At 68.4% G+C, this 13,728-nt stretch carries 11 protein-coding genes; 6 read left to right on the forward strand and 5 right to left on the reverse strand.

The genetic code is table 11. The annotated features are described in order from the left end of the window. Positions 1–27 precede the first annotated feature (27 nt). The 5 genes from ACTWPB_RS02255 to kstR all read right to left on the reverse strand — a co-directional run bounded on the left by ACTWPB_RS02255 (position 28) and on the right by kstR (position 6,495). A complete protein-coding gene (locus ACTWPB_RS02255; protein WP_446224077.1) occupies positions 28–894 on the reverse strand; it encodes a metal ABC transporter permease in 867 nt (288 codons plus the stop codon). Next, positions 894–1,655: a metal ABC transporter ATP-binding protein gene (locus tag ACTWPB_RS02260; RefSeq protein ID WP_446226213.1), complete on the reverse strand. Its 762-nt coding sequence runs from the start codon at positions 1,653–1,655 to the stop codon at positions 894–896. Before ACTWPB_RS02260 ends, ACTWPB_RS02255 begins: the two co-directional genes overlap by 1 nt. Before the next feature lie 95 nt (positions 1,656–1,750). Then, a complete protein-coding gene (locus ACTWPB_RS02265; RefSeq protein ID WP_446224078.1) occupies positions 1,751–2,635 on the reverse strand; it encodes a metal ABC transporter solute-binding protein, Zn/Mn family in 885 nt (294 codons plus the stop codon). A 330-nt stretch (positions 2,636–2,965) separates the two neighbouring features. Next, complete coding sequence (gene otsB / locus ACTWPB_RS02270) at positions 2,966–5,536, reverse strand: trehalose-phosphatase (RefSeq protein WP_446224079.1); 2,571 nt, start codon at positions 5,534–5,536, stop codon at positions 2,966–2,968. 344 nt (positions 5,537–5,880) lie between these two features. Beyond that, positions 5,881–6,495 (reverse strand): cholesterol catabolism transcriptional regulator KstR, encoded by a 615-nt coding sequence (gene kstR / locus ACTWPB_RS02275; RefSeq protein WP_378908636.1) that lies wholly within the window; start codon positions 6,493–6,495, stop codon positions 5,881–5,883. Positions 6,496–6,642: 147 nt separating this feature from the next. On the opposite strand from kstR, the gene ACTWPB_RS02280 reads away from it, so the two are divergent. The 6 genes from ACTWPB_RS02280 to ACTWPB_RS02305 all read left to right on the forward strand — a co-directional run bounded on the left by ACTWPB_RS02280 (position 6,643) and on the right by ACTWPB_RS02305 (position 13,700). After that, the gene (locus ACTWPB_RS02280; protein WP_446224080.1) at positions 6,643–8,766 is read left to right on the forward strand and encodes an acyl-CoA dehydrogenase family protein; all 2,124 of its coding nucleotides are present in this window, start codon (positions 6,643–6,645) and stop codon (positions 8,764–8,766) included. Positions 8,767–8,770: 4 nt separating this feature from the next. After that, complete coding sequence (locus ACTWPB_RS02285) at positions 8,771–9,850, forward strand: acyl-CoA dehydrogenase family protein (RefSeq protein WP_446224081.1); 1,080 nt, start codon at positions 8,771–8,773, stop codon at positions 9,848–9,850. Beyond that, positions 9,835–10,998, forward strand: coding sequence for an acyl-CoA dehydrogenase family protein (locus tag ACTWPB_RS02290; RefSeq protein ID WP_446224082.1), 1,164 nt, complete (start codon positions 9,835–9,837; stop codon positions 10,996–10,998). The genes ACTWPB_RS02285 and ACTWPB_RS02290 overlap by 16 nt, the downstream gene beginning before the upstream one ends. Positions 10,999–11,012: 14 nt before the next feature. Further along, complete coding sequence (locus tag ACTWPB_RS02295) at positions 11,013–12,002, forward strand: bifunctional MaoC family dehydratase N-terminal/OB-fold nucleic acid binding domain-containing protein (RefSeq protein ID WP_446224083.1); 990 nt, start codon at positions 11,013–11,015, stop codon at positions 12,000–12,002. A 94-nt stretch (positions 12,003–12,096) separates the two neighbouring features. Next, entirely contained in the window at positions 12,097–12,519 is a 423-nt protein-coding gene (locus ACTWPB_RS02300; RefSeq protein ID WP_446224084.1) for a MaoC family dehydratase, read from the forward strand. Beyond that, entirely contained in the window at positions 12,516–13,700 is a 1,185-nt protein-coding gene (locus ACTWPB_RS02305) for a lipid-transfer protein (RefSeq protein ID WP_446224085.1), read from the forward strand. The genes ACTWPB_RS02300 and ACTWPB_RS02305 overlap by 4 nt, the downstream gene beginning before the upstream one ends. Positions 13,701–13,728: the final 28 nt, after the last annotated feature.

Genomic DNA, 13,728 nt, shown 5'->3' on the forward strand with positions numbered 1-13,728 from the left:
TCGTGCCGAGACGAAACCCCGCCAGGTTCAGCGCGCGTGGGCGAGTTGCCGATTGCGATGTCCGACTACCCGGCACACCAGGTAGATGCTGAACGAGATGGCGGTGACGAAGGTCGACACCGGTACTCCGGGTGCCAGCGACAGCAGCAGGCCCCCGACCGCGGCGATTTCGGCGAAGATCACCGACAGCACGGTCGCCCGCATCGGGCTCGAGGTCACCTGCGCGGCCGCCGCGGCGGGCGTGATCAGCAAGGCGAGCACCAGCAGCGCGCCGACGATCTGCACCCCGAACGCGGCGGTGATCCCGAGCAGCACCGCGAACACCACCGACAGTGCCCGCACCGGCACCCCACGCGCGATCGCGACCTCGGGATCGGCACTGGCGAACAACAACGGCCGATACACCACCGCCAGCACCGCGAGCACACCCGCGGTACACGTGACCAGCAACGCGAGCCCGTCGTAGCCGACCCCGGCAACCTGCCCGGTGAGCAGCGAGAACTTCGACCCTGCCCGCTCCGGCGCGAGCCACAGGAACAGCACCGACAAGCCGAGCCCGAACGACAGCACCACCGCGATCACCGAATCACGTTCGCGCGCACGAGAACCCAGCCACCCGAACAGAACGGCCGCGACCACTGAACCGGCGATCGCCCCGAATCCGACCCCGACACCGACGAGCAGCGCCGCCGACGCACCGGTGAGCGAGAGCTCACTGGTCCCGTGTACCGCGAACGACATCTGCCTGGCGACGATCAACGGCCCGATCAGCCCGGCCAGCAACCCGAGCAGGGCACTCGCCATCAGCGCCTGCTGCACGAAGTCGTAGCCGATCAGATTCGCGGTGGTGCCGAAGTCGAACATCTGCTGAAAGACCTTGGTGAGCTTTTCCATCAGGCGGTACCGCCGAGCGCGTCCATGTCGTCACCGGTGCCGATCACGACCAGGCGTCCACGCACCCGCAACACCTCGACCTCGGTGCCGTACAACTCCGACAGCGTCGCCGAGGTCATCACCTCATCGGGGGTGCCGATCCGGAACCCGCCGTCGACCAGGTACAGCACCCGATCCACCAGCGGCAGGATCGGATTGATCTCGTGCGTCACGAACAGCACCGCCGTGTCGTGTTCGCGGCGGCGTTTGTCGACCAGTTCGGCAACCAGCCGCTGATTCGCCATATCCAGGCTCAGCAGCGGTTCGTCACACAGCAGCACGGACGGATCGCCGACCAGCGCCTGCGCGACCCGCAACCGCTGCTGCTCACCACCGGACAACGTCTCCAGCGGCGCGTGCGCGAACGATCCGGCACCCACCGCGGCGATGGCGCCGGCGACCTTCCCGGCCCGGCTGCGGCGAGCACGCCAGCCGAGCCCCCACCGGTGCCCGTCCACGCCGAGTCCCACCAGATCGATCCCGCGCAGCTGCACCCCGGCGTCGATGGTCTTCTGCTGCGGGATGTAGCCGATGCCCGGATTGCCCACCCCGGCGCGCCGTCCGGCGATCTGCGCGCTGCCCGAGCTCAAGGCGAGCGTGCCGAGTAGCACCCGCAGCAGCGAGGTCTTGCCCGAGCCGTTGGGCCCGAGGACGGCGATGAACTCACCCGGGCGCACGTCGAGGTCGAGGTCATGCCAGAGGGTGCGGTCGCCGAAGGCCATGGTGGCCGCGCGCAGCCGGATCGCCGCGTCGACGGCGTCGGCGTCGGGCGCGGTGGTGGTTTCCGACAGTGCGGTTGCCTCGGTCATGGGCGTCCTCAGCGCAGGGCCGCGGCGAGCGCCTTGGCGTTGGCGGTCTGCCACTGGATGTAATCCATTCCGGCGGGCAGGGTTTCGGTGACCTCGATGACAGCGATGCCAGCGGCCTGTGCGGTGGCCCGCAGGTCCTGGGTGATCTTGTCCTCGGTCTGGGTGTTGTAGATCAGTGCCTTGACCAGCTTGGCGGTGATCAGGTCGCGCGTGGCGGCGACGGCGGCCGGGGCCGGGTCGGTCTCCTGCTCGATCGCTTCCTGGAACTCGTGCGGGGTCTTGTCCTGTGCGGTCGCGGCGAGCAGCAGGTAGTGCGCGAGCGGCTCGGACTGGGCGACCGGCGCGTTCGGTGTCTGGGTGGCGATGGTGCCGGTGATGGTGCTGATGCCGATCAGCTGATTCTTGAAGGCGACCGCGCGCTCGGTGTAGGCACTCGCGTGGGCGGCGTCGACCTGGCCGAGCTCGGCGGCGATCCGGTCGGCGACGGCGGCGACGGTGCTCACGTCGTACCAGAGGTGCTCGTTCTCGTCGCCCTTGTTCACGCGCTGCTCGAAGGCCTCGACGGTTCGCTTGTCCTTGCCCGAGATGGCCTTCTCGATGAACTCGTCGTAGTGCCCGCCGTTGAACACGACCAGATCCGCGTCACTGATCTTGGCGGTATCGGTGGCCGAGGTCTCGAACGAATGCGGGTCGGCGGCGGGATCGCTGATGATCGAGGTCACTTGCGCGTCCGGTCCGGCGACGGCGGTCGCGACCGAACCCCACACATTGGTGGAGGCGACGATCTGCGGGGTGCCGGAATCGGTGGAGCTGGTGCCGCACGCGCTGAGGACGACCACGGCCGCCACCCCTGCAGTGAGACCGGCGAACAAGCGGGCGAATCGAGGGTTCACGCGGCACTCCTGGCGAGCAAGCTTTAGATCGTAATGGAAATCGTTACCGTTTTAGATTAGCAGAGTGCCTGGGTAGATATGTGCCGGGATCAATTGTTCGGTAGTCCCAGACAGGTTTGGGGCTGTGTTTATTGGCGCGCTGGCGCGCGCGTGTCCGCGGCCCTGAGGGGCCGCCGGTTAGCGCTCGAGACTAGAGCCTTCGGCTCAGCGCTTTCGAGCGCTAACCGGCGACCCGGCCGCGGACCGGCCACTTCGTGGCCGCCGCTCCCCAGGGGTCGCGGGTTCGGGGCTGGGAGTGCGGTTATGGCGGAATTGGGGTTTGTGGGGTGGTTAGACCAGGGCGTTGACCGGTTGGCTGAGTAGTTGGGCGCAGCGGAGCAGGCCGAGGTGGCTGTAGGCCTGGGGGTGATTACCGAGGGAACGCTCGGCGATCGGGTCGTATTCCTCGCTGAGCAGGCCGGTGGGGCCGGCCGCAGCCACGAGCTGAGCGAAGAGCGCCTCGGCATCGGAGCGCCTGCCGATCAGCAGGTAGGCCTCCACCAGCCAGGCGGCACACAGGTGGAAGCCACCTTCGCCGCCGGGCAGGCCGTCGTCGTGGTGGTAGCGGTACACCGTCGCACCACTGCGCAACTCGGTCTCGGTGGCCACCACGGTCGCGGCGAAGCGCGGGTCGGCGGGGTCGATCAGGCCGCTCAGGCCGATGTGCAGGGTGGCCGCGTCCAGGTCGGTGCCGTCGTAGGCGGCGGTGTAGGACTGGACCTCGTCGTTCCAGCCCTTCGCCTTCACCTCGTCGGCGATCGTGTCGCGCAGCGTCACCCAGTCGGGATCGGCGGGGCGGTCGAAGCGCTCGGCCAGGGTCAGCGCGCGGTCGATGGTGAGCCAGCCCATCACCTTCGAGTACACGTGGTGGCGCGGATTGCCGCGGATCTCCCAGATGCCGTGGTCGGGTTCGGTCCAGCGACGCTGCACCGCCGACACCATCGCACGAACCAGTTCCCAGTCGGCGTCCGGCAGGGCCTTGGCCGGGGAGGTGATGCCCTGACGCTCGCGTTCGTGTGACATCGAGGTGATCAGGTCGACGATCGGCCCGAACACATCGAGCTGCACCTGCATATTGGCCGCGTTGCCCACCCGCACCGGCCGCGACCCGGCATAACCGGGCAGCGCGTCGATCACGGCTTCGGGCGGCAGGGTCTCGCCGTAGATCGTGTACAGCGGGTGCAGGCGCTCGGGCCCCGGCAGGGTGTCGAGCACCTTGTGCACCCAGCCGAGGAATTCGTCGGCCTCGGTCAGCGAGCCGAGTGTCACCAGTGCCTGCGCGGTCAGTGACGCGTCACGCAGCCAGCAGTAGCGGTAGTCCCAGTTGCGCACGCCGCCGATGTCCTCGGGCAGCGAGGTGGTGGCCGCGGCCAGGATCGACCCCGACGGGCGATGCACCAGCCCGCGCAGCGTCAGCGCCGAACGCTTCATCAGATCCGGCTTGAGCGGTGGCAACTGCAACCCGGCCGCCCACTGCGACCAGTACTGCTCGGCGAGCTGGCGGCGCTGCGGCTCCGGCGTCATCGAGGGTGCGAGATCGGCCGTCCCGCAGCGCAATTCGAGCACGACCGGCCCGAGCGACGGATCGACCACCGCGCGCGCCTGCTCGTTGATGCCATCGGACAGGATCTCCCACACCACGCCGGGGGAACGCAGCACCATCGGATCATTGGTGCCGCTGACCTGAATCCCGTTGTGCACGATCTCCATTCGCACCGGCACCTGACCGAACTCCGGCTGCGGCGCGAAGGTGACGACGGCCTTCGCGGTGCCGGTGATCACCCTGGTCAGATCGGTGCGATCGGGAGCGATGTCGTGCGGCAGGTAGTCGGCCACTTGCAAACTGGCCCACCGTGTTTCGACTGTCATTGTGCCGTCCACATACCGCTGCGACAGCGGCAGGCTCGGGCGCTCCGGTGCCACCGTGAAGTGCCCGGCCGCCGCGCCGCCGAGCAGGTGCGCGAACACCGCCGCCGAATCCGGCTCGGGATGGCAGAACCAGGTGACCGTCGCGTCGGGGGTGAGCAGCGCGACCGAGCGCGGGCTGGCCAGCATGCTCAGCCGCTCGATCCGCGGCGCGCTCGCCCCGGCCAGCCAGGTGCGCCGCTCCTCGACCAGGAACGCCAGCGCGCGCGCCACGTCCTCGGTGGAGTCCACGTGCAGCTTGGCGATGGTCTCGCCGTCGCCGACCTTGATGCCGACATCGGGTCCCGACAGCACCCGGAACGCCTTCTCGTCGGTCACGTCGTCGCCGAAGAACACCGCGGCGGAAGCGCTTTCCTGATGGCGGATGGTGTCGAGGGCGGTGCCCTTGTCGGTCGGGATCACCGCGAGCTCGATCACCGCCTTGCCTTCGGTCACCTGCACGCCCACCCAGCAGGCAGGGCCTTGGCGCGCGGAAGTCAGTGCGCGCCTGCCGATTTCGGGGCTGGCGTTACGCAAGTGCAGCGCGGCGCTGGCCGGCTTCATCTCGACGGTCACGCCCGGGTTCTCGGCGGCGATCTTGGAGAACGCGGAATTGATCTCCGTCAGTAGCTGTTTGGCGTCGTTGTCGATCGCGTGCACGAAGCCGACGTCGAATTCCGAGCCGTGACTTCCGATCAGCTGCACCTCGACCGGCAGGCGCGAGAGCGCGGCCAGATCGCGTAGCGCTCTACCGGAAATCACCGCTGCGGTAGTGTTCGTCAACCCGGCCAGCGCGCGGAGCGCGCTCACCGATTCCCGTTGGGGAAACGCTTTCGACGGGTCGGACACGATCGGGGCGATTGTCCCGTCGTAGTCCGAGGCAACCAAGAGCCGTGGCACGCGCGCAACCGACGCCAGTGCACGGCGGACATCCAAGGGCAGTTCCTGTGCGCTCACGCATCCAACCTAGTGATGGGAGGAGTTGATCAGGGGGCGCGAAAAACAATACTGCGTCAATTTTGCCGCGCGAGCGGCGCGGCGGATTGTGCGCACCATCCCCGCTCGTTTGCTCGCGACCTTACGGCAAATTCCGGACCAGCGGCCTGCCACCGGAGGCCGGATCTGTCGAGCTCACCGGGCGTATGGCGGCGCGGGCGAGGCGCGCGGGGCCGGTAGATGCGATGTTTCGCATATGCGACGTCGGCTATGCATCTTCCTACTGGAAGGCCCACAGCCGACGTGTGTCAACAGCGATGGGCGATTTGTGATGATGCGGCAGTACGAATTGCCGGGTTGCTGGGTTATCCGCGATCGCCCAGCAACAGGTCGACGGTGAGCTCGAGCCGTTCCGTGACATCGGTCGCCGACGCTCGCCGGGTGAGCCAGGCCACCAGGTTCGACAGCCACACATCGGAGATCACGCGGGCGATCGCGAGTTGACGGTCGTCGGGTTCGCCGTCGCTCATCGCGCGGGCGAAGACCCGGTCCATCACCTTGCCGACCCGATCGACCTCCGCGGCGGCCGAGGCGTCGGCGAACATGAACGCGCGCGTCATCGCCTCGGTGAGTAGCGGGTCGCGCTGCATCATCCGGGTGATCTGGGTGAGCAGGCCGTGCATCCGTTCGGACGGGCCGTCGCCGGGCAGCGGCTTGCGCTTGCCCTCGAACATCTCGAATTCCCTGGCCAGCGCCGAGACGAGCAGGTGCACCTTGGACGGGAAGTAGCGGTACAGGGTGCCGACGGCGACATCGGCGCGTTCGGCGACCGCGCGCATCTGCACGGCGTCGTAGCCGCCCTTGGAGGCCAGCGCGAGGGTGGCGTCGAGGATGCGCTTGCGCCGGTCGCGCTGCGCGCTGGAGCTGAGCTCTTCCTCGGACAGCGTGGTCACGGTGGGCGTTGGTGCGGGACTGTCCATCGTGGAAACCCTTTCGCTTGGGTGAAATTTCGTCGGCCGAGCCGCGCGAAAAGCGTGGCGCGAGTGTAGCGCTCTTGACTTATGCCCGGCCCAGATATTAGAACATGTTCTAGGAGTGGGAACCACGCCGGAAGGGCGGATCTTCTTGTGACCATCGCCACCACTGACGAGCATAAAGCCGTCGCGGCGTCGCTGCGGGGCTGGGCGAGTACGGTCGCGCCGATTGAAACAATGCGGGCGGGCGGTTCGGGCGCCTGGCGCGACTACTGGCCCGCGCTCGGTGAGTTCGGACTGTTCGAAGTCGCGCTGTCGGAGGACAATGGCGGGCTCGGCGGCACGGTCGCCGACCTCGCTGTCATGCTCGAGCAGACCGGCGACGACCTGGTCGGCGGTCCGGTACTGGCGACCGCGCTGGCCGGGCTGATCACCCAGGGCGCGCTCACCGAAGGCGCACCGTGCGCGGTCGCGGTGCCCGGCGACGAGCAGGCGGCCAAGGCGGCTGCCACCGATGCGGGCTGGAGTGTCACCGGCACTTGGGATTTCGTCTACGGCGCCGATATCGATACGCAGGTCCTGGTACCCGCCAACACCGTCGACGGCTGCCGCTGGTTGCTGATTCCGGCTGCGGCGCTGACGATTACGCCGCTGCCGCAGGGCGACCACACCGTGCCGCTGGCCCGGGTGAGCGCCACCGAGGTGGTAGTCCCCGCTGCGCACGGCTTCGCGCCCACCGCCGATGTCACCGATCTCTTCGTGGCGCTCGCGGTCTCCGAACTGGCGGGCGTGGCCGGCTGGTGCCTGCGCACCGCCGTCGAATATGCCCGTGTCCGTGAACAATTCGGCAAACCCATCGGCAGTTTCCAGGCGATCAAACACCTGTGTGCCTGGATGCTGTGCCGCACCGAGCTGATCCGCGCGGTCGCCGCCGACGCCGCCGCCGCGATCGACTCCGGTGGCGGCGAACTCCCGATCGCCGCCGCCGTCGCCGCGTCGGTGGCACTGGACGCCGCCGTCGACAACGCCAAGGACGCCATCCAGGTGCTCGGCGGTATCGGCTTCACCTGGGAACACGACGCGCACTTCTACCTGCGCCGGGCGAGCTCGCTGCGCCAGCTCCTCGGTGGTTCGGCGCGCTGGCGTGCCCGCGTCGCCGAGCTCACCAGAGCCGGTCAGCGCCGCACCACCGGCGCCGAACGGGTACTCGGCGATGCCGCCGTCGACTCCGAGCTGGCCGCCGAGATCGCGTCCATCGCCGCCCTCGGCCCGGCGGACCGCTCGCGCGCGCTGGTGGCGGCGGGGCTGGTGATGCCGCACTGGCCACGGCCCTACGGCCGCGCCGCCGATCCGATGACCTGCCTGCAGATCGCCGAACAACTGCGCCGCGCCGACCTGACGGCCCCCGACCTCGCCATCGCGGGCTGGGCCGTGCCCACGCTGTTGCGCTTCGGCACCGAGGAGCAGGTCGAGCGCTTCGTCTGGCCGACCCTGCACGGCGAGGTCATCTGGTGTCAGCTGTTCAGCGAGCCCGGCGCAGGCTCCGATCTCGCTGCCCTGCGCACCACCGCCGAGAAGGTCGACGGCGGCTGGGTGCTGCGCGGGCAGAAGGTGTGGACCTCGCTCGGTTCCACCGCGAACTGGGGCATCTGCCTGGCCCGCACCGATCCGTCCGCGGCCAAGCATCGCGGCATCAGCTATTTCCTCGTCGATATGCGCGCCGCGGGCGTGCAGGTGCGGCCGCTGGTGCAGATCACCGGCGAGGACCGGTTCAGCGAGGTCTTCCTCGATGACGTGTTCGTGGCCGACGACTGCCTGGTCGGCGCGCTGAACAACGGCTGGAAGATCGCGCGCACCACGCTGTCGGCCGAACGGGTCGCGATGGGTGGCGGCGGCATCGGCGGCGCGCTCGAAGCTCTGCTCGAGCGTTTCCCGGTCGGCGGATGGGGAACTGAACTGCGTGAGGACCGTTTCGGCGCACTGATCACCTCTTCGGTTGCTGGATCATTGCTGGAACAGCGAATCGCGGTGGCGACGATGGCAGGTGTCGACGCGGGCGCCCAAGCGGGTGTCCGCAAACTGGTCGGCGTCCGGCATCGGCAGGAGCTGGCGGAATACGCGCTGGAGCTTGTCGGCCAAGAAGGTTCACTGGACAGCGATGCTCTGAAAGAATTCCTGCTTACCCGGTGTCTGTCGATTGCCGGCGGTACCGAGCAGATCCTGTTGACCGTGGCCGCCGAACGGATTCTCGGCCTGCCGCGCGATGCGGACAGTTAGCTCGATGAGGGAGGACGCCGTGGATTTCACCCGCGACGAAAGCGCCGACGCCGTAGCCGAGGTGGTGGTTAGCCTGCTCGAACGTGAGCCGGCCAGGGATATGGCCCTGTGGCCGAGCCTGATCGACTCCGGCCTGCTCGCCGTGCCGGTACCGGAGCGGTTCGGCGGCGACGGCATGGGACTACTCGAGGTGTCGGCCATGCTCATGGAGCTGGCCACCGACGCCGCCGCGGTGCCGGCACTGCCGACCTTCGGGTTCGGTGTGCTGCCGCTGCTCGGCGTGCTGTCGGACGAATTGGCCGAGCGCGTGCTCGCCGAGGTCGGCAAGGGCATCGTGATCACCGCCGCGCTCACCGAACCGGGCGCGCCGTTCACCACCGCGCCGACCACCACGGCGGTGCGCGACGGGGATACGGTGCGGATCACCGGCCGCAAGTCCGGCGTGATCTACGCGTCGCAGGCACGGTGGATTCTGGTGCCCACCGATGCCGGTGTGGCACTGGTGGATTCGGTCGCGCCGGGAGTCGGGATCATCCCGGTGGCCGGTTCGGCGGGCATCCCGGAGGCCACGCTGGTCCTCGACGATGTCGAGATCCCGGCCGACCAGCTGCTGCCCGACGCGCTGCCCGGCGTGCACCGCCACGCCCTTGCCTGTATCGGCGCGGTTGCCGACGGGCTGCTGAAGGGCGCGATCACGCTCACCGCCGAGCATGTGCGCACCAGGGAACAGTTCGGCAGGCCGCTGGCCGAATTCCAGGCCGTGGCTCAGCAGATCGCCGATCTGTACGTGGTGTCGCGCACGCTGCACGTCGCGGCGGAGTCGGCGTGCTGGGCGCTGGCGCAGCCCGATCCCTCGCCCGAGCAGCAACACCGCATCGACGAAGACCTCGACGTGCTCGCCTACTGGGCGGCCGCCGAACTTCCGCGCGCCATGCAGAAATGTCACCACCTGCACGGTGGACTCGGCGTGGATATCACGCACCCGATGCACCGGTATTACTCGCAGGCCAAAGACCTCGCCCGGCTACTCGGCGGAGCGAGTCTGCGGCTCGACCTTCTGGGAGCAAGATGTTCATCGATCTGACCGCTGAACAGCGGCGGTTGCGCGAAGAATTGCGTTCCTATTTCGCCGATCTCATCACCCCGGCGGAAGCCGCGACGATGGCCGTGGACCGGCACGGCGACACCTACCGCGAGGTGGTGCGCCGGATGGGCCGCGACGGCTGGCTCGGTGTCGGCTGGCCCAAGGAGTTCGGCGGCCAGGGTTTCGGCCCGATGGAACAGCAGATCTTCTTCAACGAGGCGGTCCGCGCGGATGTTCCGCTGCCCTTGGTCACCTTGCTGACCGTGGGTCCGACCTTGCAGAAGTACGGTACCGACGCACAGAAGAAGAAGTTCCTGCCCGGAATCCTTGCCGGTGACATCCATTTCGCGATCGGCTATTCCGAGCCGTCGGCGGGCACCGACCTCGCCGCGCTGCGCACCACCGCGGTGCGCGACAGTGATGGTGACTGGATTGTCAACGGGCAGAAGATCTTCACCACCGGTGCGCACGAAGCCGACTACATCTGGATGGCGTGCCGCACCGGCTCGGTCGAGTCCCGTCACCGTGGCATCACGATCCTCATCGTCGATACCTCGGACCCCGGCTACTCCTGGACCCCGATCATCACCTGCGACGGCGCCCACCACACCAACGCCACCTATTTCGACGACGTGCGGGTGCCCGCGGACATGCTGGTCGGCGAGGAGAACCGCGGCTGGCGGCTGATCACCACCCAGCTCAACCACGAGCGCGTGAGCCTGGGCCCCTCGGGCAAGATCGAGCAGCTCTACGACCGCCTGCACGACTGGTCGGCCCAGCACGGCCTGCTCGGCGAGCCCGAGGTTCGTCGCGCGCTCGGCCGGGTACGAACCATGGTGCGGCTCAACGAATTGCTGAACTGGCAGGTCGCCGCCGCCGATACCGCCGCCGCGCAGAACGCGGTGATCGCCGATGCCTCGGCCACCAAGATCTTCTCCACCGAATCGCTCCAGGAAGCGGGTCGCGTGGTGGAGGAGATCATCGGCCGCTTCGGCGACCCGGCCGAACCCGGCACCGCCGACCTGCTCGGCTGGCTCGATCGGCGCACCAAGCAGAACCTCGTCGTCACCTTCGGTGGCGGCGTCAACGAGATCATGCGCGAACTGGTCGCCACCGCCGGCCTCGATCTGCCGCGCGTCCCCCGATGAACAAGGAGCGGCGCGTGCCGGACAGCATCACCCCCGAAGACATCCCGGAGGCGCTGGCGAAATTGTCGGCGGCAGGCCGGTCCGTGCCGCGTGCCGGTCGTGACCCGGTGAACCAGCCGATGATTCACCACTGGGTCGAGGCGCTGGGTGACGCCAACCCGATCTACGTCGACGCCGAAGCCGCCAGGGCGGCAGGCCATCCCGGCATCGTCGCGCCGCCCGCCATGGCACAGGTGTGGACGATGAACGGCCTGCGCGGGGTGCGCACCGCCGACGACCCACTCGGCCTGGCGACACAGCTGCTCGACGACGCGGGCTACACCTCCGTCGTCGGGACCAATTGTGAGCAGACCTACCACCGCTACCTCGAGCCTGGGGAGGAGGTGACGGTTACCAGCAGGCTTTCGGAGTTCAAGGGCCCCAAGCGAACCGGGCTCGGCGACGGCTGGTTCCTGACCTTCGCCACCACCTGGTCGGTCGGCGACGAGGTGGTCACCGAAATGCTGTTCCGCATCCTGAAGTTCGCGCCGGCTACCGCTGATCCCGTGACGACGGGATCCGGCGCTACGACAGATGGGCAGACGCCGGCAACAGCGTCGCCCAGCCTCGCGCCGGCTGGTCGGGTCGGCCCGGTTATCTCGCGCGATACCGAGTTCTTCTGGGCAGGAACCGAAGCCGGTGAACTGCGCGTTCAACGTCTGCCCGACGGCACGCTGCGTCACCCACCCATTCCCGCACTGTGGCAAGACAAATCGGAGACCACCGACTATGTGGTCGCCGCGGGCACTGGCACGGTGTTCAGCTTCGTCGTGCACCACGCGCCCAAGGTGCCCGGTCGCGATCTGCCCTTCGTGGTCGCCCTGGTCGAACTCGACGAGGGTGTGCGAATGCTCGGTGAACTGCGTGGCATCGACCCCGCCGATGTCGCCATCGACCAGCCCGTCCGCGCCGCCTTCGAAAAGCTCGCCGACGGCACCGTGCTGCCGTACTGGCAGGCCGTGTGATGCCCGCCGCCGATCGCCACCCAGGCACCCGGTGTGCTGTGGTAGGCCGCGCCGCGTCGCCGACAAGCTCCGCCCGTCCGGAAAGGACGCCCCGATGACTCCCACCGTCGAACTCACCACCCTCGTGGTGGGAACCACCCTGCCGCAGTTGGTGGTCCACGCCGACCCCACGTTCGTGATCAGCACCGCCCTGGCCACCAGGGACTTCCAGGACGTGCACCACGACCGCGACAAGGCTGTCGAGCGCGGGTCGAGCGACATCTTCGTCAACATCCTCACCGACACCGGTTTGGTGCAGCGCTTCGTCACCGACTGGGCGGGGCCGCGCGCGCTGGTCAAGCGGATCGCCCTTCGCCTCGGCGTCCCGCTGTATTCCGGTGACACCCTGACCCTTTCGGGCACGGTCACCGAGATCGACGGCACCCAGGTCACCATCGACGTGCACGGCAAAGACAGCCTCGGCGAACACATCACCGCCACCGCCGTCATCGCCCTTCCTGATCTGGAGCCGAAATGAGCACCACTGCCCAGGCCGGTCTGTCGGGCCGCGCCGCCATCGTCGGCATCGGTGCCACCGACTTCTCCAAGGACTCCGGTCGCAGCGAATTGCGTTTGGCCGCGGAGGCGGTCAGCGCGGCACTGGCCGACGCGGGTCTCACACCCGCCGATGTCGACGGTCTGACCACCTTCACCATGGACACCAACACCCAGGCCGCCGTGGCGAGGGCGGTCGGCATTCCGAGCCTGAAGTTCTTCAGCCACATCGGTTATGGCGGTGGTGCCGCCTGCGCAACCGTGCAACAGGCCGCGATGGCGGTGGCCACCGGGGTGGCCGATGTCGTGGTCGCCTACCGCGCGTTCAACGAACGTTCCGGCGCCCGGTTCGGTCAGTTCTCGCCCGCGCTGGCCGCCGCGCCGACGTCATCGGGGATCGACGCGGGCTGGGCCTACCCGCAGGGTCTCGGCACGCCCGCCGCGCAGGTCGCGATGGTCGCCCGCCGCTATATGCATGTCACCGGCGCGACCAGTGCCGATTTCGGCGCGGTGGCGGTGGCCGACCGCAAGCACGCCGCGGTGAACCCCAACGCCTTCTTCTACGGTAAGCCGATCACCCTGGAGCAACACCAGGATTCGCGCTGGATCGCCGAACCGCTACACCTGCTCGACTGCTGCCAGGAATCCGACGGTGGCGTCGCCATCGTGGTCACCAGTGCCGAACGCGCCCGCGACCTCCCGCAGCGCCCCGCGATCATCGCGGCCGCCGCCCAAGGCAGCGGTGCCGACCAGTACGTGATGACCAGCTACTACCGCGACGCCATGACCGGCCTGCCGGAAATGGGTCTCGTCGGCGACCAGCTGTGGGCGCAGAGTGGCCTGACCGCCGCCGACATGCAGGCCGCGATCCTCTACGACCACTTCACCCCGTTCGTCCTCATGCAGCTCGAGGAACTGGGCTTCTGTCCCCGCGGCGAAGCCAAGAACTTCATCGCCGACGGGGCCATCGAGATCGGCGGCCGCCTGCCGCTCAACACCCACGGCGGCCAGCTCGGTGAGGCCTATATCCACGGCATGAACGGCATCGCCGAAGCGGTCCGCCAGATCCGCGGTACCTCGGTCAACCAGGTAGACGCCCTGGAACGCATCCTCGTCACCGCGGGCACCGGCGTGCCCACCTCCGGGCTGGTGCTGACGTCGTAAACCCGTTCGGGCCGTGCCTCTCGTACGC

Source organism: Nocardia sp. IBHARD005 (assembly GCF_052814245.1).

Excerpts from the sequence above, each read along its gene's own strand:
- ACTWPB_RS02255 (WP_446224077.1), bottom strand. The coding sequence starts at position 894 with ATGGAAAAGCTCACCAAGGTCTTTCAGCAGATGTTCGACTTCGGCACC.
- ACTWPB_RS02260 (WP_446226213.1), bottom strand. The coding sequence starts at position 1,655 with ATGGCCTTCGGCGACCGCACCCTCTGGCATGACCTCGACCTCGACGTG.
- kstR (WP_378908636.1), bottom strand. The coding sequence starts at position 6,495 with ATGGACAGTCCCGCACCAACGCCCACCGTGACCACGCTGTCCGAGGAA.
- ACTWPB_RS02285 (WP_446224081.1), top strand. The coding sequence starts at position 8,771 with ATGAGGGAGGACGCCGTGGATTTCACCCGCGACGAAAGCGCCGACGCC.
- ACTWPB_RS02290 (WP_446224082.1), top strand. The coding sequence starts at position 9,835 with ATGTTCATCGATCTGACCGCTGAACAGCGGCGGTTGCGCGAAGAATTG.
- ACTWPB_RS02300 (WP_446224084.1), top strand. The coding sequence starts at position 12,097 with ATGACTCCCACCGTCGAACTCACCACCCTCGTGGTGGGAACCACCCTG.
- ACTWPB_RS02305 (WP_446224085.1), top strand. The coding sequence starts at position 12,516 with ATGAGCACCACTGCCCAGGCCGGTCTGTCGGGCCGCGCCGCCATCGTC.